Source organism: Pseudomonas thermotolerans DSM 14292, assembly GCF_000364625.1.
Taxonomy (GTDB): Bacteria; Pseudomonadota; Gammaproteobacteria; order Pseudomonadales; family Pseudomonadaceae; genus Aquipseudomonas; species Aquipseudomonas thermotolerans.
Map to the genome: position 1 here is coordinate 31866 of NZ_KB822615.1, position 19036 is coordinate 50901.

General features: G+C 69.6%; 23 protein-coding genes. 8 read left to right on the forward strand and 15 right to left on the reverse strand.

Going from position 1 to position 19036, the window contains the following annotated elements:
* The 5 genes from H165_RS0113065 (at position 1) to H165_RS0113085 (ending at position 7637) form a co-directional block, all read left to right on the forward strand.
* Entirely contained in the window at positions 1 to 1419 is a 1419-nt protein-coding gene (locus tag H165_RS0113065) for a PIG-L deacetylase family protein (RefSeq protein WP_017939382.1), read from the forward strand.
* A 120-nt stretch (positions 1420 to 1539) separates the two neighbouring features.
* Positions 1540 to 3525, forward strand: coding sequence for an acyltransferase family protein (locus tag H165_RS0113070; RefSeq protein WP_017939383.1), 1986 nt, complete (start codon positions 1540 to 1542; stop codon positions 3523 to 3525).
* A gap of 51 nt (positions 3526 to 3576) precedes the next feature.
* Positions 3577 to 4998 carry a bifunctional D-glycero-beta-D-manno-heptose-7-phosphate kinase/D-glycero-beta-D-manno-heptose 1-phosphate adenylyltransferase HldE gene (gene hldE / locus H165_RS0113075; protein ID WP_017939384.1) on the forward strand — a complete coding sequence of 474 codons (1422 nt, stop codon included), beginning with the start codon at positions 3577 to 3579 and terminating at the stop codon, positions 4996 to 4998.
* Positions 4999 to 5125: 127 nt separating this feature from the next.
* Entirely contained in the window at positions 5126 to 6415 is a 1290-nt protein-coding gene (locus H165_RS0113080; RefSeq protein ID WP_026146613.1) for an acyl-CoA dehydrogenase family protein, read from the forward strand.
* Between the two features lie 13 nt (positions 6416 to 6428).
* Positions 6429 to 7637 carry an acyl-CoA dehydrogenase family protein gene (locus H165_RS0113085; protein ID WP_017939386.1) on the forward strand — a complete coding sequence of 403 codons (1209 nt, stop codon included), beginning with the start codon at positions 6429 to 6431 and terminating at the stop codon, positions 7635 to 7637.
* 4 nt (positions 7638 to 7641) lie between these two features.
* Here H165_RS0113085 and choV read toward each other — a convergent pair whose 3' ends face one another.
* Genes choV through H165_RS0113110 form a run of 5 tightly spaced genes read right to left on the reverse strand, consistent with a single transcriptional unit; the run spans position 7642 to position 11418 of the window.
* A complete protein-coding gene (gene choV, locus H165_RS0113090; RefSeq protein WP_017939387.1) occupies positions 7642 to 8820 on the reverse strand; it encodes a choline ABC transporter ATP-binding protein in 1179 nt (392 codons plus the stop codon).
* Positions 8817 to 9677, reverse strand: a complete 861-nt coding sequence (gene choW / locus H165_RS0113095; protein WP_017939388.1) for a choline ABC transporter permease subunit — start codon at positions 9675 to 9677, stop codon at positions 8817 to 8819. Before choW ends, choV begins: the two co-directional genes overlap by 4 nt.
* Before the next feature lies 1 nt (position 9678).
* Positions 9679 to 10632, reverse strand: coding sequence for a choline ABC transporter substrate-binding protein (locus H165_RS0113100; protein WP_017939389.1), 954 nt, complete (start codon positions 10630 to 10632; stop codon positions 9679 to 9681).
* 28 nt (positions 10633 to 10660) lie between these two features.
* Positions 10661 to 10864, reverse strand: a complete 204-nt coding sequence (locus H165_RS0113105) for a hypothetical protein (RefSeq protein WP_017939390.1) — start codon at positions 10862 to 10864, stop codon at positions 10661 to 10663.
* The gene (locus H165_RS0113110; protein WP_017939391.1) at positions 10861 to 11418 is read right to left on the reverse strand and encodes an HdeD family acid-resistance protein; all 558 of its coding nucleotides are present in this window, start codon (positions 11416 to 11418) and stop codon (positions 10861 to 10863) included. Before H165_RS0113110 ends, H165_RS0113105 begins: the two co-directional genes overlap by 4 nt.
* Before the next feature lie 162 nt (positions 11419 to 11580).
* Here H165_RS0113110 and H165_RS0113115 point away from each other — a divergent pair, with 162 nt between their 5' ends.
* Positions 11581 to 12141, forward strand: coding sequence for a DUF2780 domain-containing protein (locus H165_RS0113115; RefSeq protein WP_017939392.1), 561 nt, complete (start codon positions 11581 to 11583; stop codon positions 12139 to 12141).
* Positions 12142 to 12165: 24 nt separating this feature from the next.
* Here the strand turns inward: H165_RS0113115 and H165_RS0113120 are convergent, their stop codons facing one another.
* A complete protein-coding gene (locus tag H165_RS0113120) occupies positions 12166 to 12597 on the reverse strand; it encodes a hypothetical protein (protein ID WP_026146615.1) in 432 nt (143 codons plus the stop codon).
* Between the two features lie 85 nt (positions 12598 to 12682).
* Between H165_RS0113120 and pip the strand changes: the two genes are divergently transcribed.
* Complete coding sequence (pip, locus tag H165_RS0113125; protein ID WP_017939394.1) at positions 12683 to 13657, forward strand: prolyl aminopeptidase; 975 nt, start codon at positions 12683 to 12685, stop codon at positions 13655 to 13657.
* Positions 13654 to 14091, forward strand: a complete 438-nt coding sequence (dtd, locus tag H165_RS0113130) for a D-aminoacyl-tRNA deacylase (RefSeq protein ID WP_017939395.1) — start codon at positions 13654 to 13656, stop codon at positions 14089 to 14091. Before pip ends, dtd begins: the two co-directional genes overlap by 4 nt.
* A gap of 9 nt (positions 14092 to 14100) precedes the next feature.
* On the opposite strand, the gene H165_RS0113135 is transcribed toward dtd, so the two are convergent.
* The 9 genes from H165_RS0113135 to hisI all read right to left on the reverse strand — a co-directional run bounded on the left by H165_RS0113135 (position 14101) and on the right by hisI (position 18976).
* Positions 14101 to 14514 carry a UPF0158 family protein gene (locus H165_RS0113135; RefSeq protein WP_017939396.1) on the reverse strand — a complete coding sequence of 138 codons (414 nt, stop codon included), beginning with the start codon at positions 14512 to 14514 and terminating at the stop codon, positions 14101 to 14103.
* A 65-nt stretch (positions 14515 to 14579) separates the two neighbouring features.
* Positions 14580 to 15170 (reverse strand): 2-hydroxychromene-2-carboxylate isomerase, encoded by a 591-nt coding sequence (locus H165_RS0113140; RefSeq protein WP_017939397.1) that lies wholly within the window; start codon positions 15168 to 15170, stop codon positions 14580 to 14582.
* Between the two features lie 49 nt (positions 15171 to 15219).
* Positions 15220 to 15948 carry an SDR family oxidoreductase gene (locus H165_RS0113145; RefSeq protein WP_017939398.1) on the reverse strand — a complete coding sequence of 243 codons (729 nt, stop codon included), beginning with the start codon at positions 15946 to 15948 and terminating at the stop codon, positions 15220 to 15222.
* 160 nt (positions 15949 to 16108) lie between these two features.
* Positions 16109 to 16819 (reverse strand): 16S rRNA (uracil(1498)-N(3))-methyltransferase, encoded by a 711-nt coding sequence (locus H165_RS0113150; protein ID WP_017939399.1) that lies wholly within the window; start codon positions 16817 to 16819, stop codon positions 16109 to 16111.
* Complete coding sequence (gene tatC, locus H165_RS0113155; protein WP_017939400.1) at positions 16816 to 17607, reverse strand: twin-arginine translocase subunit TatC; 792 nt, start codon at positions 17605 to 17607, stop codon at positions 16816 to 16818. Before tatC ends, H165_RS0113150 begins: the two co-directional genes overlap by 4 nt.
* A complete protein-coding gene (tatB, locus tag H165_RS0113160) occupies positions 17604 to 17963 on the reverse strand; it encodes a Sec-independent protein translocase protein TatB (RefSeq protein ID WP_017939401.1) in 360 nt (119 codons plus the stop codon). The genes tatC and tatB overlap by 4 nt, the downstream gene beginning before the upstream one ends.
* 1 nt (position 17964) lies before the next feature.
* A complete protein-coding gene (locus H165_RS0113165; protein WP_017939402.1) occupies positions 17965 to 18225 on the reverse strand; it encodes a twin-arginine translocase TatA/TatE family subunit in 261 nt (86 codons plus the stop codon).
* 21 nt (positions 18226 to 18246) lie between these two features.
* Positions 18247 to 18582, reverse strand: a complete 336-nt coding sequence (locus H165_RS0113170; protein WP_017939403.1) for a phosphoribosyl-ATP diphosphatase — start codon at positions 18580 to 18582, stop codon at positions 18247 to 18249.
* On the reverse strand, positions 18575 to 18976 hold the full coding sequence (gene hisI / locus H165_RS0113175) for a phosphoribosyl-AMP cyclohydrolase (RefSeq protein ID WP_017939404.1): 402 nt from the start codon (positions 18974 to 18976) through the stop codon (positions 18575 to 18577). Before hisI ends, H165_RS0113170 begins: the two co-directional genes overlap by 8 nt.
* Between the last annotated feature and the right edge of the window lie 60 nt (positions 18977 to 19036).

Consider the following 19036-nt stretch of genomic DNA (forward strand, 5'->3'; position numbering starts at 1 on the left):
ATGCAATCCCGCAAACAACGCCTGCTGCGCCAGCATCGCCGCAGCAAACGCCTGGGCCTGCTGGTCGGCCTGCTGCTGATCGCCCTGCTCGGTATCTTCGTCTCTCCCTGGCTGGTGCCGGTCCTGCTGCTGGCTGCCTGGGTCGCCCACGAGGCCTGGCTGGCCGACCACCTGTTTTATTCGCCGCGGGACGACTATCGGTACCGATTCCCGGCCGAGGTGCCGGAATTCCCGGTAGTTTTGGCCGATGGTCGCCTGCAGGTGCAGGGCGAGCCGGATCTGCAGGGCGACGAGACCCTGTTGCTGGAATGGCGAGTGAAGAGCAACTGGTTGGGCCGTCTGCGGGATCCGCAGGTGTGGCTCGGCGACGACTGCCAGGAGTTCGAGCGCGGTGTCGACGGTCTGCGCTGGCTGAACCTGAGCGGCCAGGCCGCGGCCTTGGCCGCTGGCCGGCTGCAGGTTGGCACCCGCGACTGCCGTCTGCTCGGTCAGGGGCGCCTGGTGGTGTGCCGTCATCCGGATCATGCCCGCCAGCGCCTGATGGTGATCGCCCCCCATGCCGACGACGCCGAACTGGCGGCCTTCGGTCTCTATCGGCGGGCCGTGGAGGTCAGCATCGTCACCCTCACCCAGGGCGAGATCGAGGCCCGGCATTTCCGCCGGCTGGGGCTGGACGGCGCGGCGGCGGCCCGCCTCAAGGGGCGTCTGCGCACCTGGGACAGCCTGGCTATCCCGTTGTGGGGTGGGGTGCCGCAGTCGCGCTGCGTGCAGTTGGGCTACTACTGCCTGCAGCTGCCGGAGATGCGCAAGGCGCCGGAGCGGGGTTTCGGCTCGCGAGAGTCCGGCGAAAGCGACATCCGCAGCGCGCGCACCTTCAACCCGCTGCGCCTGCCCGGGGACACCGACGGCGTGCCCTGCTGGCGCAACCTGGTGGCCGATCTGCGCGTGCTGCTGGAGCATTTCCGTCCCGAGGCGGTGGTCACCCCGCACCCGGAGCTGGACCCGCACGCCGACCACGTCGCCGCCACCCAGGCGCTGCGCGAGGCCATCGAGCAGAGCGCATGGAAGCCGACGAGCCTGCTGCTCTACGCCAACCACCTGCACGACAACGACCGCTGGCCGATGGGGCCGGCCGGCGCGGGGGTGGCCCTGCCGCCGGCCATCGAGCCGTTGCCGGCGGATAGCCTCTGGAGCCCCTCACTGTGTCCGCAGACCCAGCTCGACAAGGCCATGGCCCTGCGCATGCAGCATGACCTGCAGTCTCCGCTGCCGGCCAAGAAGCGCCTGCGCCGGCGGATCCAACGCGTGCTGGCCGGGCGCCGCTGGCCGAACACCGGCGAGGACGAGTTCTTCCGCAAGGCGGTACGCCGCCACGAACTGTTCTGGGTCCGCCCGCTGGACATCTCCTCCACCGACTGAACCCGAGCCGGCTTGCCGCCTGAACCTAGCCCTGGAGCGACGCGGCGTCGGCACCCCCAGCATGAGCCCCCGGGCACAACGAGGACCGGCAGGCGAGGCCGCCCGGTCAGGAGAGCGTAGATGACTGCAAACGCTGCACCGGAGCGTGAATTCCGGCTGGACATCAATGGGCTGCGCGCCTGGGCGGTGATCGCCGTGGTGCTCTACCACTTCGGCGTCGCCGGCATCGGTGGCGGCTTCGCCGGGGTCGACGTGTTCTTCGTGATCTCCGGCTACCTGATGTGCGGCATCGTCCTCGAGGGGCTGGAGCGCGGCGACTTTTCGCTGTGGCGCTTCTACCTGGCGCGGGCGCGGCGCATCTGGCCGGCACTGGTCGTGCTCTGCGCGGTGGTCCTGGCCGTCGGCTGGTTCTTCCTGATGCCCGAGGAGTATCGGCGACTCGGCAAGCATGTCCGCGAGAGCCTGACCTTCAGCTCCAACCTGCGCTACTTTGACGAGTCCGGCTACTTCGACGTGGCCTCCCAGGAAAAATGGCTGCTGCACACCTGGTCGCTGTCGGTGGAGTGGCAGTTCTACCTGCTGCTGCCGCTGCTGATGATGGCCATGGCCCGCTGGTTGCCGGGCCGCCGTCGGCTGGCCTGGGTGCTGGGGGCGCTTGGTGTCGCCTCCCTGGGCCTGTGCCTGTGGCGCACCCAGGCGGATGCCAGCGAGGCCTTCTTCCTGCTGCAGAACCGGGCCTGGGAGATGCTCGCCGGCGCCCTGGTCTACCTGGCCGGCCGGCGGAACTGGTCGCAGGGCTGGCAGCGTGGCATTGAACTGCTCGGCTTCGGACTGATTCTCGCCACCATTCTGCTATTCGACCGGCACAGCGTCTGGCCGGGCTGGCGGGCCGTGCTGCCGGTGGCCGGGGCGGCCCTGGTGCTGCTCGCGGCGCGCCGTGAGTCGCTGTGGACCGGAACCCCGGCCGTCCAGTGGCTGGGCAGCCGTTCCTACTCCATCTATCTCTGGCATTGGCCGCTGGTGGTCGCCCTGGACTATCTGGAGCGGCTCCGCGATCCGTTGTGGGTCGCCGTGGCGGTGTGCGCCTCGCTGCTGTTCGGTCATCTATCCTACCGGTTCGTCGAGACGCCGGCACGCCGCCAGCTGACCCGACTGAACGGCTGGGGCAGCGCCGTGGTACTGATCCTGACCCTGGCGCTGCTCTCCGTCCTGGCCCAGCAGGTCCGCAAGCACGGTTTCCCGGAGCGCCTGCCCGAGGCCGTGGCGAAGATCGAGGCGGAACGCAGCAACACCAACCCGCGCCGGGATGAGTGCCTGGACGCGGATGCCCGCTGCATCTACGGTGCAGAGCCGGTACGGGTGATCCTGCTCGGCGACAGCCATGCCGATGCGCTGGTCACGGCCCTGCAGGCGGCCCTGCCGGAAGGGCGGGGCGGGGTACTGTTCCGCGGCGAAAGCGGCTGCCTGATCGTCTTCGGCCTGCGCAGCAACGAAGGCAAGTCGGAGGAGTGCGAGGCGCTCAACGCGCAGCTGGAGCGAGAGTCCGCCCAGCTGCCGGCCGGCGTGCCGGTGGTGGTGGTGGGGCGCACCGCCAATTACCTCAACGGCGGCCAGCCCGGCGACAAGCGGCCGAACTTCAACTTCGGTACGCCTTACGAAGAGATCGACGCGCACTACCTGCGCGAATTCCGCGAGCACTACGTGGCGACCATGTGCCGGCTGGCCGAGCAGCGGCCGCTGTACCTGGTGCGACCGACGCCTGAGATGCCGGCCGACGTGCCGACCCGCCTGGGCCGGGCCATGATATTCGGCCAGGAGCGCCGCTTCGTGCTGCCGCTGGCCGACTACCATCGTCGCCAGTCCTTCGTGTGGGCGATGCAGGACGAGGTGGTGGAGCGCTGCGGCGCCCGTTTGCTCGACCCGCTGCCCTACCTCTGCGTGGACGGCCTCTGCCCGGGAGAGCAGAACGGGCGACCGCTGTACCGCGACGACAACCACATCACCGAGTTCGGCAACCGCCGGCTGATACCCATGTTCAGGCAGATATTCGAGGCTGAGGAGCGGAACGGGATTGCTGCCTCTCGAGCGGAGCAACCACGGGGCTAGGGCCGGACATGCTATGATCCCAGGCGTTTTTCTGCCCCTTCCGGAGAGCCCATGAAGCTGACCATGCCCCGTTTCGACCAAGCCCCCGTTCTCGTGGTCGGTGACGTCATGCTCGATCGCTACTGGCATGGCAGCACGTCGCGGATCTCTCCGGAAGCGCCGGTGCCGGTGGTCAAGGTGGAGCAGATCGAGGATCGTCCGGGCGGGGCCGCCAACGTGGCGCTGAACATCGCTGCACTGGGGGCGCCGGCCGCGCTGATCGGGGTGACCGGCGCCGACGAAGCGGCCGACAGCCTAGCCGCGAGCCTGGCCAGCGCCGGGGTCACGACCCGCTTCCAGCGCATCGCCAGCCAGCCGACCATCGTCAAGCTGCGGGTCATGAGCCGTCACCAGCAGCTGCTGCGCATGGACTTCGAGGAACCCTTCGCCACCGACGCCCGGGCGCTGGCCGGGGACGTCGCGGCGCTGCTCGACGGCATCAAGGTGCTGGTGCTCTCCGACTATGGCAAGGGCGCGCTGCGCAACCACCAGGAGCTGATCCGTCTGGCCCGCGACAAGGGCATCCCGGTGCTCGCCGATCCGAAGGGCAAGGATTTCGGCATCTACCGCGGCGCCAGCCTGATCACCCCCAACCTCAGCGAGTTCGAGGCGATCGTCGGGCCCTGCGCCGACGAGCAGGAGCTGGTCGCCAAGGGCGCGACGCTGATGCGTGAGCTGGAGCTGGACGCCCTGCTGGTGACCCGCGGCGAGCACGGTATGACCCTGCTGCGTCCCGGCCAGCCGGCCCTGCACCTGCCGGCGCGGGCCCGCGAGGTGTTCGACGTCACCGGCGCCGGGGACACGGTGATCTCCACCCTGGCCGCCGCCCTGGCCGCCGGCGAGGAGCTACCCCAGGCGGTGGCCTTGGCCAACCTGGCCGCCGGCATCGTGGTCGGCAAGCTGGGCACTGCGGCGATCAGCGCCCCCGAGCTGCGCCGCGCGGTGCAGCGCGAGGAGGGCTCCGAGCGCGGCGTGCTGACCCTCGAGCAGCTGCTCAGCAGCGTCGAGGACGCCCGCGCCCAGGGCGAGAAGATCGTCTTCACCAATGGCTGCTTCGACATCCTCCATGCCGGCCACGTGACCTACCTGGAGCAGGCCCGCGCCCAGGGCGACCGCCTGGTGGTGGCGATCAACGACGACGCCTCGGTCAGCCGCCTGAAGGGCCCGGGCCGGCCGATCAATTCGGTGGACCGGCGCATGGCCGTGCTCGCCGGCCTGGAGTCGGTGGACTGGGTGGTGAGCTTCAGCGAGGACACCCCCGAGCGCCTGCTCCAGCTGGTCAAGCCGGACGTGCTGGTCAAGGGTGGCGACTACGGTATCGACCAGGTGGTCGGTGCCGACATAGTGCGCGCCTATGGCGGCGAGGTACGGGTGCTGGGCCTGGTGGAGAACAGCTCGACCACCGCCATCGTCGAGAAGATCCGCAACCGCTGAGTTCCCCTTCCGCAGCCCGGCGGGCGACTGACTGACCTGCCAGCGTGCCGCGGCGGGGCGGTCATAGGCGCCCGCGGCCGGTACGCGCATCATCCTGGCCATCTTCATCCCGTCCGTGGAGCAAGATGTGTCCATGTCATCCAATGTCCAAGGCCGCGCGCTGGCGGTGCTCAACCGGGTGGCCCAGGCCGACTGGCCGGATCGCCTGAAGCTGCGTCAGCCGCTGGAAAAGCTCATCTTCACCGGCAGCCGCGCCGGTTTCCGCATGGCCGCCGAACGCAGCGGCAAACCCTCCGGCAAGCCCCGGCCAGCCGATCCGACGGCCGTCTTCGACCTGTCCCTGAGCGACGACCAGAAGATGCTGGTCGAGATGCTCGGCGACTTCGCCCGCGAGATGCTGCGCCCGGCGGCCGAGGCCGCCGACGAGCAGTGCGCGGTGCCCGCCGAGCTGCTCAACCAGGCCCATGAACTTGGGCTGGCCCACTATGGGGTCGGCGAGGCCCATGGCGGCCTGGCCGGTGAGCGCACCACCCTGACCAACGCGCTGATCGCCGAGGCCCTGGCCCAGGGCGACCTGTCCCTGGCCGCCGCCCTGCTGGTGCCGCTCTCGGCGGCCAACTGTCTGCGCCGCTGGGGCAGCCCCGAGCAGCAGGCGCGCTGGCTGCCGGCCTTCGTCGGCGAGGAGCCGGCGCCGCTCACTGCCATCGCGGTGAACGAGCCGGTGGCACTGTTCGACCCGCTGAAGCTGGCCACCCGGGCCCGTCGGCGTGGCAGCCACTACATCCTCAGCGGCGAGAAGTGCCTGGTGCTGCGCGGCCTGGAGGCCAGCCGGCTGATCGTCGCGGCGCAGACCAGCGACGGTCCGGCGCTGTTCCTGGTGGATGCCGCCAGCAAGGGCATCAGTCGGCAGGCCGAGCCGGCCATGGGCCTGCGCGCCGGCGGCACCGCGCGGATCCGCTTCAAGGGCGTCAAGGTGCCGGCCGAGCAGCGCCTGGCGGCCAGCGACTTCGATTACCAGAGCTTCCTCGACCATGCCGCGCTGGCCTGGTGCGCCCTGGCCCTGGGTACCGGCCAGGCGGCCCTGGAGTACGTGACCACCTACTGCAACGAGCGGCAGGCCTTCGGCGAGCCGATCAGCCATCGCCAGGCGGTGGCCTTCATGGTCGCCGACATCGCCGTGGAGCTGGACGCCATGCGCATGCTGGTGTGGCGCGCCTGCTCGCGGGCCGAGTCCGGCCTGCCGTTCCACCGCGAGGCCTACCTGGCGCGCCTGCTGTGCGCCGAGAAGGCGATGAAGATCGGCAGCGACGCCGTGCAGCTGCTCGGCGGCCACGGCTTCACCAAGGAACACCCGGTCGAGCGCTGGTACCGCGATCTGCGCGGCGTGGCGATCATGGCCGGCGGCCTGCACCTGTGAGGAAGACGCATCCATGAACCTGGAAATCCCCCGGAAATTCAGGGGCCTGATCAACCAGGCCCATCAGGTGGCGGAGCATTACTTCCGGCCGATCTCGCGCAAGTACGACAAGGCCGAGCATGCCTATCCCAAGGAACTGGACATGCTCGCCGCGCTTCTCGACGGCATGAACGCCGGCTCCCCGGACGCGGTGGGCGCCGGCTCGGCGAGCAAGCGCGGCGCCTCCCGCGAGCAGGAGGAAGGCATCAAGAACGGCGGCAACATGGCCGCGCTGCTCGGCGTGATGGAGCTCTGCTGGGGCGACGTCGGCCTGCTCCTGGCCATGCCGCGCCAGGGCCTGGGTAACGCGGCGATCGCCGCGGTGGCCAACGAGGAACAGCTGCAGCGCTTCGCCGGCACCTGGGCGGCCATGGCGATCACCGAGCCGGGCTGCGGCTCCGACTCGGCGGCGATCCGCACCACCGCGGTCAGGGACGGCGACCATTACGTGCTCAACGGCGAGAAGATCTTCGTCACCTCCGGTGAGCGCGCCGACGCCGTGGTGGTCTGGGCGACCCTGGACCGCAGCCTCGGCCGGGCGGCCATCAAGTCCTTCGTGGTGGAACGCGGCACCCCGGGCATGACCATCACCCGCCTGGAGAAGAAGCTCGGCATCAAGGCTTCGGACACCGCGGCGATCAGCTTCGTCGACTGCCGGGTGCCGGCCAAGAACCTCCTCGGCAACCCGGAAATCGACGTGCAGAAGGGCTTCGCCGGGGTCATGGAGACCTTCGACAACACCCGCCCGCTGGTCGCCGGGATGGCCATCGGGGTCGCCAAGGCGGCCCTCGACCGCACCCGCGAGCTGCTGAAGAAGTCCTGCGCCTTCGACTACCGCAAGCCCCTGTTCAGCGTCAGCCATGCTGAGGCAACCCTCTACCGCCTGGAGGCCGAGTGGGAGGCTGCGCGCCTGCTGGCCCTGCGCGCGGCCTGGATGGCCGACAACCGCATGCCCAACTCCAAGGAGGCGTCCATCGCCAAGGCCAAGGCCGGCCGGGTGGCCACCGAGATCACCCTGAAGTGCGTGGAGCTGGCCGGAGCCTTGGGCTATGGTGAGGACGAACTGCTCGAGAAGTGGGCGCGCGACTCGAAGATCCTCGACATCTTCGAGGGTACCCAGCAGATCCAGATGCTGATCGTCGCCCGCCGGGTGCTCGGCAAGACTTCCAGCGAGCTGAAGTAAGGGCTCAGTCGGCGGCCGGCGCCTCCTGGCGGCGCAGCGCCCGGTACAGCTCGGCTTCGTCGAGCAGGCCGACCAGCCGGCCCTGTTCCTCGAGGAGCAGCGGGTGGCGGCTGTGGTGGCGTACCTGCAGGGCGTCGCGCAGGGCGATGCCGGCGTCCACCAGGGTCGGCCGTGGGCGCAGCCCGTCCAGCGGCTGGCCCGGCGTCCAGCGTTGCAGCTCGAGGGCTTCGGCGCCGCGCCGCGCGCTCAGCGGACGCTGGTCCGCAGCCAGCTGTAGCCAGCAGTCCAGCTGTGCATCCAGACAGATTTCCCCCGTACTGCCGTTCAGGGGGCGCATCAGGCTGCGCCCGCGGAGGGCATCCAGCGGGTTGCAGTGGGCGACGAAGCTGCGTACGTAGTCGTCGGCGGGAGCGAGGAGGATCTGTTCTGGGCGACCGTGCTGGACGATCCGTCCGTCCTTCATGATGGCGATGCGGTTGCCCAGCTTGAGCGCCTCATCCAGGTCGTGGCTGACGAACACGATGGTCTTGCGCAGGCGTCGCTGCAGGTCGAGCAGCTCGCCCTGCAACTGCTGGCGGATCAGCGGGTCGAGGGCCGAGAAGGGCTCGTCCATCAGCAGGATGTCGGCGTCCATGGCCAGCGCCCGGGCCAGGCCGACGCGCTGCTGCATGCCCCCGGAGAGCTGCTCCGGGCGTTTGTCGCGCCAGGGGCCGAGCCCCACCAGCTCCAGCTGCTCGGCTACCCGGCGGCGCCGCTCGGTGGCCGGCAGGCCCTGCAGCTCCAGGCCGAAGCCGATGTTCTCGGCCACCGTCAGCCAGGGCAGCAGGGCGAACTGCTGGAACACCATGGCGATGCGCCGGGTGCGCAGGACCTTGAGCTGCGCCGGGGTGCAGCGGGCCAGGTCCAGGGGCCGGCCGTCGTGCTCCAGCCACAGCCGCCCGCGGCTGATCCGGTTGAGGCCGTTGATGCAGCGCAGCAGGCTGGACTTGCCGGAGCCCGACAGCCCCATCAGCACGCAGGTCTCGCCGCGCTCCACCTCCAGGTCGGCGCCGGCCACCGCCACCAGCTGGCCGCAGTGGGCGAAGATCGCCTGGCGGTCGAGACCGGCGTCCAGCAGTTCCAGGGCCTGCCGGGGCCGTTTGCCGAACACCAGATCCACCTGCTCGAACCGGATCAGGCTCATGGGCCGGACGCCTCCTGGCGCTGCCGCGGCGCCGGCGGCCGGCAGACCCGGTCGAGGAGGATCGCCAGCAGGACGATGGCCAGCCCGGCCTCGAAGCCGAGCCCCACGTCGGCGGTGTTCAAGGCGTTGACCACCGGCCGGCCGAGGCCGTCGGCGCCCACTAGGGCGGCGATCACCACCATGGACAGGGAGAGCATGATGCACTGGGTCACACCGGCGGCGATGCTCGGCATGGCATGCGGCAGCTCGATGCGGATCAGCAGCTGGCGCCGCGAGCAGCCGAAGGCGCGCCCGGCATCGAGCAGCTCGCGCGGCACGCCGCGGATGCCCAGGCAGGTCAGGCGGATCGGCGCGGCGATGGCGAATACCACGGTGGAGATCAGACCGGGTACCGCGCCGAGGCCGAACAGGGTCAGGGTGGGGATCAGGTAGACGAAGGTGGGCACCGTCTGCATCAGATCGAGCAGCGGCCGCAGCAGGGTGTAGAAGCCTGGCCGGTGGGCGGCTAGCACCCCGAGGGGCACGCCGACGGCGACGCATAGCAGGGTGGCGAACAGCACCAGGGCCAGGGTCTCCAGGGTTTCCTGCCAGTAGCCGAGGTTGAGGATCAGCAGCAGCGCGGCGAGGCAGAACAGGGTCAGCCCCCAGCGCCGTTGCAGGGCGTGGGTGAGCAGGGTGAACAGGCCGATCAGCACCAGCGGGTGGAACCACAGCAGGGCGCCGGTGACGCCCTGGATCAACCCGTCGAGGACCACCGAGAGGGCATCGAAGTAGGCCGCGCCATGGCGAGTCAGCCAGTCCACGCCGCGGCTGACCGCCTCGCCGAGTGGCAGCTTGTGCTCCAGCCCAACGCCCATCTCAGTCCGCCATCCGCGCCTTCACCCTCTCCACGCCGGGGCGTCCGTCGCGGCCACTGACTCCGGCCAGCCAGGCGTCGAGCGCCTGGGGGTTGGCGCGCAGCCAGGCGCGCGCCGCCTCCCGCGGCTTGCGCCTGGCGTTGAGCACTTGGTCCATCAGTTGGTTCTCCATGTCCAGGCTGAACACCAGATTGCCGAGCAGCCGGCCGACGTTCGGGCACTCCCGGGTGTAGCCCTTGCGCACGTTGGTGTAGACGGTGGCGCGCCCGTAGTCGGGGCCGAAGAAGGCATCGCCGCCACTCAGATAGCGCATGTCCAGCTGGGTGTTCATCGGGTGCGGTTCCCAGCCGAGGAACACCACCCAGTCCCTGCTGCGCTGGGCGCGGCGCACCTGGGCGAGCATCGCCGCCTCGCTGGACTCCACCAGCTTGAAGTCGCCGAGGCCGAAGGCGTTCTGTTCGATCATGCTCTGGATCAGGCGGTTGCCGTCGTTGCCCGGCTCGATGCCGTAGAGCTTGCCGCCCAGCCGGTCGCGGAACCGTGCGATGTCGGCGAAGTCGCGCAGACCGGCCTGGTAGACGTAGGCGGGTACTGCCAGGGTGTACTTGGCGCCCTCCAGGTTGGCGCGCAGGGTCTCCACCGAGCCTTCCTCGCGGTAGCGGCGGATGTCGTTCTCCATGGTCGGCATCCAGTTGCCGAGGAACACGTCCAGGTCGCCGTTGGCCAGCGAGCGGTAGGCCACCGGCACCGACAGGGTGCTGGTGCGGGTACTGTAGCCGAGCGCTTCGAGCAGCTCGCTGGCCAGCGCGGTGGTGACGCTGATGTCGGTCCAGCCGACGTCTGCGAAGCGCACCGTGGAGCAGGACTCCGGCTCGCCGGCCGCCGCCGTTGGTGACAGGCCGGCGAGGGGAGAGAGCGCGGCCAGCAGGACGAGGGAGGCGGTCTTCATCGGCATCGGCGATCTCCTCTGCCCGGAGGACGGGTTAGCGGACATCCGACCCGCGGGCCGGTGCATCGGTTGCATCGGCGGCCCGCGGCTGGGCCCAGTAGCTCTGCTTGTGGCCGCGCGCGGCGAACTCCCGGGCCAGTGCCTCGGCCTCTGCGCGCGGCAGCCCGGCGCGGACCAGGAAGCGGTTGCCGTTGTCGTCCAGGCGCAGCACGCACCAGTCGACTGCCGGGGTCTTCATGCGTGCAGCCGGGCGGTGCCGCGCAGGCGCCAGGCGAGCAGGATCAGCAGCACGCCGAAGACTAGCGCGTAGACACCGATCAGCCAGATCATCGCCAGTGCCCCGGCGCCGGGGAATACCAGCAGGAGCAGGCCGAACAGCAGCGAGAGAGCCCCGGACAGGCCGAGCCACCATTCGTTGACCAGCAACTGGCGTACCCGCAGGGCGGCGATGATCTGCAGCGCGCCGATGGCGATGGCCCAGATGGCGATCAGCATCAGCAGGCCGAGGGCGGTGATCTGCGGCCAGAACAGCGCCACCAGGCCGGCGAGCACACCGAGCAGGCCGACCACCAGCAGCGGCCAGAGCGGTTCGCCCTCATGGCGCATGCGCCAGGCGCCGATCAGTGAGAAGATACCGTCGACCAGCGCATAGGCGCCGAAGATGGCGATCAGCACGGTCAGTACCAGTCCCGGCCAGGCCAGGGCCAGTACCCCGAACAGCACCGCGGCGAGGCCGCGCAACGCGATCCATTTCCAGTGTTGGCCCAGGTTCAGCCAGAGCGGATGGTGCATGGTCTCTCCTCTTTTGACGGCAGAGTCCTCCTAGAAACCATAGTCGCTCTGGCCGGGGATGGTGGCCGGACCTGGATCTCGTCGCTCGGGCCGTCCGGGAACGTGGCGCCGAGGCTCCGGTCGAATCCCCGTCTTATCATTACCGCAGCAAGGAGCCTCACCATGAACATGCAACCGTCCCGTCTGCTGGCTGCCGCCCTGGTGCTGGCCGCCGCCCCGGCCTTCGCCTTCAATCTTGGTGACGCCGCCAAGGTGGTGGCCGGCGCCGCCAGCCAGAACGTGGATGTCAGCAAGGTGGCGACCACCCCGCAGACCACCGAGCTGCTCAACGTGCTGACTGGCCAGCTGGGTGTCACCCCGGTGCAGGCGGTGGGCGGCACCGGCGCTCTGCTCGGCATGGCCCAGAACAACCTGCCGGCGGCCGATTACTCGCAGCTGCTGAGCGCCGTACCGGGGCTCGAGAAGTTCTCCGCGAACAAGGCCCTGACCAACCTCGGTGCGCTGAGCGGCGTGCTCGGCAGCCAGCAGGGCAGCACCGCCAGCGGCACTCTCGGCCAGCTGTCCACCCTCGGCGACGTCAGCAAGACCTTCGGCGCCCTGGGCATGGAGAGCAGCATGACCGGCCAGTTCGCCCGGGTGCTGCTCGACTACTTCGGCCAGCAGGGCCTGAACAGCGGCGTGCTCAACACCCTGGGCAGCCTGTGGGGGGTGACTGGCGGCTAAGCGGCCCGGTTGGCGCGGCGGGGCTCATTCCCAGTCCAGCCGCGCCAGCTTCCAGTCGCCGTCCTCCAGGCGCCATTCCAGGCGTACGCTGTAGAGACGCGCGCTGTCGGGCAGTAGCCCTGAGGCGCCGCTGACGGCCACCTGTGCCTCGGTGTAGCCGCGGCTGGACAGCGCCGCATCCAGCCAGCTGCGCCTGGCCGGGGCGAAGATCCGCACCTGCTGGTGGCGGAGGAACAGCAGCGCCAGGGTGCGCCTGGCCCAGTCGCGGTCCTGGCTCTGCTGGGCGCGGAAGTCGTCGGTGAGCTGGTCGAGCACCGCGGCGTTGCGCCTGGCCTCCAGGTTGTCCTGCAGTTGCTGCACCGCGGCCTCCAGGGCGGCCAGAGGCTCCTCGCGGGCGCAGCCGGCGAGCAGGGCGAGGACCAGCAGCAGGGGGAGGGCGAAGAACCTGGGCGACATGCCGAACTCCTGTTTCATGGTTATGATGGATGGCTCGATCGGGTCGGTCGAGCGGCAGCCTATGTAACGCAGACTGGAGAGCACCATGCTGACATTGTTTCCGGAGATAAAGCCCTACGCCCGCCACTCGCTGGCGGTGGAGGCGCCGCACGTCCTCTACGTGGACGAGAGCGGCTCGCCGGACGGCCTGCCGGTGCTGTTCGTCCACGGCGGTCCGGGGGCCGGCTGCGATGCCGCCAGCCGCCGCTACTTCGACCCCACCCTGTACCGCATCATCACCTTCGATCAGCGCGGCTGCGGCCGTTCCACGCCCCACGCCAGCCTGGAGAACAACACCACCTGGCACCTGGTGGCGGACATGGAGCGCATCCGCGAGCATCTGGGCATCGACAAGTGGGTACTGTTCGGCGGCTCCTGGGGCTCGACCCTGTCACTGGCCTACGCGCAGAGCCATCCCGAGCGGGTCCACGCGCTGATCCTGCGCGGCATCTTCCTGTGCCGTCCGCAGGAGATCCAGTGGTTCTACCAGGAAGGCGCCAGCCGCCTGTTCCCCGACTACTGGCAGGACTACCTGGCGCCGATCCCCCAGGAGGAGCGCGGCGACCTGGTGCAGGCCTTCTACCGGCGCCTCACCGGTCCCGACCAGATCGCCCAGATGCACGCCGCCAAGGCCTGGTCGATGTGGGAAGGACGCACCGCCACCCTGCGTCCCAACCCGCTGGTGGTGGACCACTTCAGCGAGCCGCAGCGGGCCCTGTCGATCGCCCGCATCGAGTGCCACTACTTCGTCAACAACGCCTTTCTGGATCCCGACCAACTGCTCCGCGACATGCCGAAGATCGCCCATCTGCCGGGGATCATCGTGCATGGCCGCTACGACGTGGTCTGCCCGCTGGACAACGCCTGGGCGCTGCATCAGGCCTGGCCGAACAGCGAGCTGCACATCATCCGCGACGCCGGGCATGCCGCCTCCGAGGTGGGCATCACCGACGCCCTGGTACGCGCCGCCAACCAGGTGGCCCGCAACCTGCTCGACCTGCCGCCGGACGAAGACGCATGAAGGCCCTGATCCAGCGTGTCAGCGCCGCGCGCGTCGAGGTAGCGGGGGAAGTGGTCGGGGCCATCGATCAGGGCCTGCTGGCGCTGGTCGGCATCGAGCCGCAGGACGACGCCGAGAGCGTCGCCAGGATGCTCCATCGGCTGCTCAACTACCGGGTGTTCGCCGATGCCGAGGGGCGCATGAACCGCTCCCTGAAGGACGTCGGCGGCGGCTTGCTGCTGGTCTCCCAGTTCACCCTCGCGGCGGATACCAAAAGCGGCCTGCGCCCGAGCTTTTCCAGCGCCGCGCCGCCGGCCCAGGGCGAGGCGCTGTTCGACGCCCTGGTCGCGCGGGCCCGCGAGCAGCACCCGCAGGTGGCCACCGGGCGCTTCGGCGCCAACATGCAGGTGCACCTGGTCAACGACGGCCCGGTGACCTTCCTTCTCGAGGTCTGAACCGGCCGCCTAGAACGCCGGGCCGAGCGGGTGCAGATCGTTGTCGGCCAGCCAGTCGATGGCCAGCTCGCGCAGCCGCGCGGCCTCGAACTCGGCCCACGCGCGCTCCAGCTCCGGGTATTCGGTCAGTACGTGGCGGAAGGCGCGCACCGGCTTGCGTCCGGCCAGGGCGTGGGACAGTTGGTGGTAGGCGTGGGGATGGCGGACGCTGGCGAGGAACTCTTCCATCAGCTGGTAGCCGTCGCGGCTCTCCAGCGGTTCGATGGCCAGGTAGCGCTCCGGCTCGCTCTCCAGCTCCCGCCCCAGCTCCGGGTCGCCGTCGAACGGCAGCAGACGGCCGCTCAGCAGGTCGAGGTAGCAGGCCGGGTTGCGGCTGCTGAGCGCCTGGGCCAGGCCGTCGAGGTCGATGGTCAGGGGACGCATGGCCGGATCCTCCCGCAACGGATTACCGCAGCATCCTCCTCCGTCCGCGCACCGCTGTCCACGCTTCAGGCGCCGCGCAGGGCCTCGGCGACGAAGTCCAGGCGGTCCTGGCCGAAGAACAGCTCGCCGTCGACGAAGAAGCTCGGCGCGCCGAACACCCCGCGGGACACGGCTTCCTCGGTGGTGGCCCGGAGGCGTTCCTTGACCGCCTCGTCGGCGATCCGCCGGAGGAAGTCCTCGGGGTCGAAGCCGGTGGCGCCCAGCACCTCGGCGACCACCGCCGGGTCGTTTAGATTCTTCTCCTCGACCCAGATGGCTTCGAACAGCGCGGTCAGGTAGTCGTGGAAGCGCGCCTCGTCCTCGTAGGCGGCGGCGCCGCGCATCAGCTGCAGGGTGTTGATCGGGAAGTGTGGGTTGAAGCGCAGCGGCACCCCGTAGCGGCGGGCGAAGCGCGCCAGGTCGCGGAACAGGTAGGCGCCCTTGGCGGGCACTTCCAGCGGTGCGCGGTTGCCGGTGGCCTTGAACACCCCGCCGAGCAGGAAGGGCCGCCAGCGGATCGTCGCGCCGGTTTCGGCGGCGATCCGCGGCAGCTGGGTCCAGGCCAGGTAGGCGGCCGGGCTGCCCACGTCGAAGAAGAATTCCACGGATTTGCTCATCGGTCTTGTCCTTTTCGTTGTCGTTATCGCCCCGCGGGGCTTCAAGGGATCAGAACGTTTCGCACCAAGGGCGCAGATCCAGCTCGTGCACCCAGCAGTCGCGCGGCTGGCAGTGGATCTGCCAGTACTGCTCGGCGATGTGCTCGGGATTCAGGATGCCGTCCTCGGCCTTGCGGCGGTACAGCTCGGGGAAGGTTTCGCGGATGAAGGCGGTGTCGATGGCGCCGTCGATCACCGGGTGGGCGACGTGGATGCCTTGCGGCCCCAGCTCGCGGGCCATGCTCTGGGCCAGGGCGCGCAGGGCGAACTTGGCTCCGGCGAAGGCGGCGAAGCCCTCGCGGCCGCGCAGCGAGGCTGTGGCGCCGGTGAAGATGATGGTCCCGCGGCCGCGCGGCAGCATCACCCGGGCGGCCTCGCGGCCGGTGAGGAAACCGGCCAGGGCGGCCATCTCCCAGACCTTGCGGTAGACCCGCTCGGTGGTTTCGGTGATGGAAAAGCGCACGTTGGCACCGATGTTGAAGATCACCGCCTCCAGCGGGGCGATCTGGCTTTCGATATGGCGGAACAGCTCGACCACCTGCGCCTCGACCCGGGCGTCGCAGCCGAAGGCATGTGCCGTGCCGCCGGCGGCGCGGATCTCGGCGGCCAGCGGCTCGAGCTTCTCGGCATGCCGGCGCACCAGGCAGGCGATCAGTCCTTCGCGGGCGAAGCGCCGGGCGATCGCCCCGCCGGTGGCGTCGCCGGCGCCCACGACCAGTACCGACCTGGGTTCGGGCATGGCCGTTCCTCCTGTTGTTGTCATTGAGTCGGGGAACCGGTTCCGATACTCGGTGCCTGGCCGGAGGCTGTCAATCGGCGGCCAGGCCCGGGGCGGGGGCCTGCGCGGGCCGGATCCGCGCCGGGCGCAGCGCGAACGGCCGCAGAGAGGCGCGTCGCGCCTAGTACAAGCGGGCCAGCAGCGCCGGCACCGCCGCCTCGACGCGGAGGATTCGCTCGCCGAGCTGCACCGGCTGTAGGCCGGCCTCGCGCAGCTTGTCCACCTCGTAGGGGATCCAGCCGCCTTCCGGGCCTATGGCCAGGGTCACCGGCCGATCGCCCAGGTCCCGTGGACAGGCCGGGTAATCGCCGGGATGGCCGACCAGGCCGAGGGTTCCGGCAGCCAGGGCGGGTAGGCGGTCCTCGACGAAGGGCTTGAAGCGCTTCTCGATGCTGACCTCGGGCAGCACGGTGTCGCGGGCCTGCTCGAGGCCGAGGATCAGCTGCTCGCGGATCGCCTCGGGGGCTAGGAAGGGGGTCTGCCAGAAGCTCTTCTCCACCCGATAGCTGTTCAGCAGCACTAGACGCGGCACGCCCATGGCGGACACGGTCTGCAGCACGCGGCGGAGCATCTTCGGGCGCGGTAGGGCAAGCAGCAGGGTGAGCGGCAGCTTGGCCGGCGGCGGACTGTCCAGGGCGACCTGCAGTTCCGCCTCGTCGGCTTCCAGGCGCAGCAGGGTGCCGGTGCCCATCGGCCCGCCGAGGCGGCCGACCCGCAGGCTGTCGCCGCTCTGCGCCTGGTGCACCTCGTGCAGGTGGCGCAGGCGCCGGCCGCGCAGCAGGGCGCGGTCGGCGGCGACAAAGTCGCTGTCTTCGAGGAGCAGCAGGTTCACGATTGCACGGAGGGCGGCTGGTCCTGCGGCGGGACCTGGTCGGCCGGCTGCTCGCGGCGCTTGCGCACCAGGCTGCCGGCGAGGATGCCGAGCTCGAAGAGCAGCCACATGGGCACTGCCAGCATGGTCTGGGAGAACACGTCCGGCGGGGTGAGGATCATGCCGACCACAAAGCAGCCGATGATCACGTAGGGGCGGATCCTGCGCAGGTAGGCGACGTCCACCACGCCGATCCAGATCAGCAGGACCACCGCCACGGGGATCTCGAAGGCCACCCCGAAGGCGAAGAACAGCGTCATCACGAAGTCCAGGTAGCTGGCGATGTCGGTCATCATCGACACGCCTTCCGGGGTGACGCTGGCGAAGAAGTGGAAGATCACCGGGAACACCAGGAAGTACGCAAAGGCCATCCCAGCGTAGAAGAGGATGATGCTGGAGACCAGCAGGGGCATGGCGATGCGCTTCTCGTGGCGGTACAGGCCGGGCGCGATGAAGCCCCAGATCTGCTGGAGGATCACCGGCATGGCGAGGAACAGCGAGACGATCGCGGTCAGCTTGAACGGGGTGAGGAAGGGCGAGGCCACGTCGGTGGCGATCATGGTCGCGCCTTCCGGCAGGTACTGGCGCAGTGGCGCGGAGACCAGGGTATAGATCTGCTGGGCGAAGGCGAGCAGCGCCAGGAAGATCAGGAATACCGCGGCCACGCAGCGCAGCAGGCGGGTACGGAGTTCGGCGAGATGCGAGACCAGGGGCATTTCCTGGTCGTCTTCGGGCTTCTGATCGCTCATGGGTTACGCGGCGGTTGAGTCGCTTCGGGTGAGGGGGCAGCGGCCGAGGCCGTGGAGGCGCCGGCCGCGGGGGCGGCGGCTTCCGCAGGCTTGGCCTGAGCGGCACTCGGCTGGGGGGCGATCTGGCTTTTCAGTTCGCGCTCCATGGCGAGGATCTGCTCATTGTGCAGCTGGCGGCGGATCTCGTCGGCGCCGATCTCCCGCTCGACCTCCTGCTTGATGGTGTTGAAGCTGCGCTTCAGGCGGCCGATCCACAGCCCGGCGGTGCGCGCCGCGCCGGGCAGGCGCTCGGGGCCGAGCACCAGCAGGGCGACCAGGCCGACCAGCAGCAACTCGCTGAAGCCGATGCCGAACATGTCAGTCCTTCTTGGCCGGCTCTTCGACCTTCTGCGCCTGGGCGTCGATGGTCTGCGGCTGGTTCAGGGTCGCGTTCGGCTGCGCCGGCTGGCTGGGCTGGGCCGGCTGCTCGGGTTTGGTCTCGTCCTCGTTCATGGCCTTGCGGAAGCCCTTGATGGTCTCGCCCAAGTCGCTGCCGAGGTTCTTCAGTTTCTTGGTACCGAACACCAGGACCACCACGATGAGGATGACCACCCAGTGTTTCCAGTCGAAAATGCCCATTCGCTCGCTCCTCGTCGATGATTATGCGGAAGGCTTGCGGGCCGCCTTCTCGGCGTGCCCGGAGAGGCCGAAGCGCCGCTCCAGTTCGTCCAGCACCGCCTGGGGGTGCTGGCCGAGGGCGGCGAGCATCACCAGGCTGTGGAACCAGAGGTCGGCGGTTTCGTAGATCAGGTCCTTACTGTCGCCGCTCTGCGCGGCGTCCTTGGCGGCGATGATGGTTTCCACCGCTTCCTCGCCGACCTTCTCGAGGATCTTGTTCAGACCCTTGTGGTACAGGCTGGCCACGTAGGAGCTTTCCGGACTCGCGCCCTTGCGCGACTCCAGCACCTCGGCCAGACGGTTCAGGGTGTCACTCATGGGCGTTTCCCTTGTGGTAGATGGCGTGTGGGTCCTTGAGCACCGGGTCGACGGTCTTCCAGGCGCCGTTCTCGTAGACCCGGTAGAAGCAGCTCTCGCGCCCGGTGTGGCAGGCGATGCCGCCGAGTTGCTCGACCTGCAGGATGATCACGTCGGCGTCGCAGTCCAGGCGCAGCTCGTGGAGCTTCTGCACATGGCCGGATTCCTCGCCCTTGCGCCAGAGTTTGCCACGCGAGCGCGACCAGTAGATGGCGCGTCCTTCGGCGGCGGTGAGGGCCAGCGCCTCGCGGTTCATCCAGGCCATCATCAGCACGCGGCCGGTCTTGTGGTCCTGGGCGATCGCCGGCACCAGGCCCTCTTGGTTCCAGTTGATTTCGTCTAGCCAGTCGCTCATCGGTGGTATCCGCCCGGCGGGGCCGGTTCGTGGGGCGGGCCGGTTACGGGGCCGGTCCGC

What these genes read in the sequence shown, in the direction of transcription:
- H165_RS0113065 (WP_017939382.1), top strand. Translation starts at nt 1, where the DNA reads ATGCAATCCCGCAAACAACGCCTGCTGCGCCAGCATCGCCGCAGCAAA.
- H165_RS0113070 (WP_017939383.1), top strand. Translation starts at nt 1,540, where the DNA reads ATGACTGCAAACGCTGCACCGGAGCGTGAATTCCGGCTGGACATCAAT.
- hldE (WP_017939384.1), top strand. Translation starts at nt 3,577, where the DNA reads ATGAAGCTGACCATGCCCCGTTTCGACCAAGCCCCCGTTCTCGTGGTC.
- H165_RS0113085 (WP_017939386.1), top strand. Translation starts at nt 6,429, where the DNA reads ATGAACCTGGAAATCCCCCGGAAATTCAGGGGCCTGATCAACCAGGCC.
- choV (WP_017939387.1), bottom strand. Translation starts at nt 8,820, where the DNA reads ATGAGCCTGATCCGGTTCGAGCAGGTGGATCTGGTGTTCGGCAAACGG.
- choW (WP_017939388.1), bottom strand. Translation starts at nt 9,677, where the DNA reads ATGGGCGTTGGGCTGGAGCACAAGCTGCCACTCGGCGAGGCGGTCAGC.
- H165_RS0113100 (WP_017939389.1), bottom strand. Translation starts at nt 10,632, where the DNA reads ATGCCGATGAAGACCGCCTCCCTCGTCCTGCTGGCCGCGCTCTCTCCC.
- H165_RS0113105 (WP_017939390.1), bottom strand. Translation starts at nt 10,864, where the DNA reads ATGAAGACCCCGGCAGTCGACTGGTGCGTGCTGCGCCTGGACGACAAC.
- H165_RS0113110 (WP_017939391.1), bottom strand. Translation starts at nt 11,418, where the DNA reads ATGCACCATCCGCTCTGGCTGAACCTGGGCCAACACTGGAAATGGATC.
- H165_RS0113115 (WP_017939392.1), top strand. Translation starts at nt 11,581, where the DNA reads ATGAACATGCAACCGTCCCGTCTGCTGGCTGCCGCCCTGGTGCTGGCC.
- H165_RS0113120 (WP_026146615.1), bottom strand. Translation starts at nt 12,597, where the DNA reads ATGTCGCCCAGGTTCTTCGCCCTCCCCCTGCTGCTGGTCCTCGCCCTG.
- pip (WP_017939394.1), top strand. Translation starts at nt 12,683, where the DNA reads ATGCTGACATTGTTTCCGGAGATAAAGCCCTACGCCCGCCACTCGCTG.
- dtd (WP_017939395.1), top strand. Translation starts at nt 13,654, where the DNA reads ATGAAGGCCCTGATCCAGCGTGTCAGCGCCGCGCGCGTCGAGGTAGCG.
- H165_RS0113135 (WP_017939396.1), bottom strand. Translation starts at nt 14,514, where the DNA reads ATGCGTCCCCTGACCATCGACCTCGACGGCCTGGCCCAGGCGCTCAGC.
- H165_RS0113140 (WP_017939397.1), bottom strand. Translation starts at nt 15,170, where the DNA reads ATGAGCAAATCCGTGGAATTCTTCTTCGACGTGGGCAGCCCGGCCGCC.
- H165_RS0113145 (WP_017939398.1), bottom strand. Translation starts at nt 15,948, where the DNA reads ATGCCCGAACCCAGGTCGGTACTGGTCGTGGGCGCCGGCGACGCCACC.
- tatC (WP_017939400.1), bottom strand. Translation starts at nt 17,607, where the DNA reads ATGAGCGATCAGAAGCCCGAAGACGACCAGGAAATGCCCCTGGTCTCG.
- tatB (WP_017939401.1), bottom strand. Translation starts at nt 17,963, where the DNA reads ATGTTCGGCATCGGCTTCAGCGAGTTGCTGCTGGTCGGCCTGGTCGCC.
- H165_RS0113165 (WP_017939402.1), bottom strand. Translation starts at nt 18,225, where the DNA reads ATGGGCATTTTCGACTGGAAACACTGGGTGGTCATCCTCATCGTGGTG.
- H165_RS0113170 (WP_017939403.1), bottom strand. Translation starts at nt 18,582, where the DNA reads ATGAGTGACACCCTGAACCGTCTGGCCGAGGTGCTGGAGTCGCGCAAG.
- hisI (WP_017939404.1), bottom strand. Translation starts at nt 18,976, where the DNA reads ATGAGCGACTGGCTAGACGAAATCAACTGGAACCAAGAGGGCCTGGTG.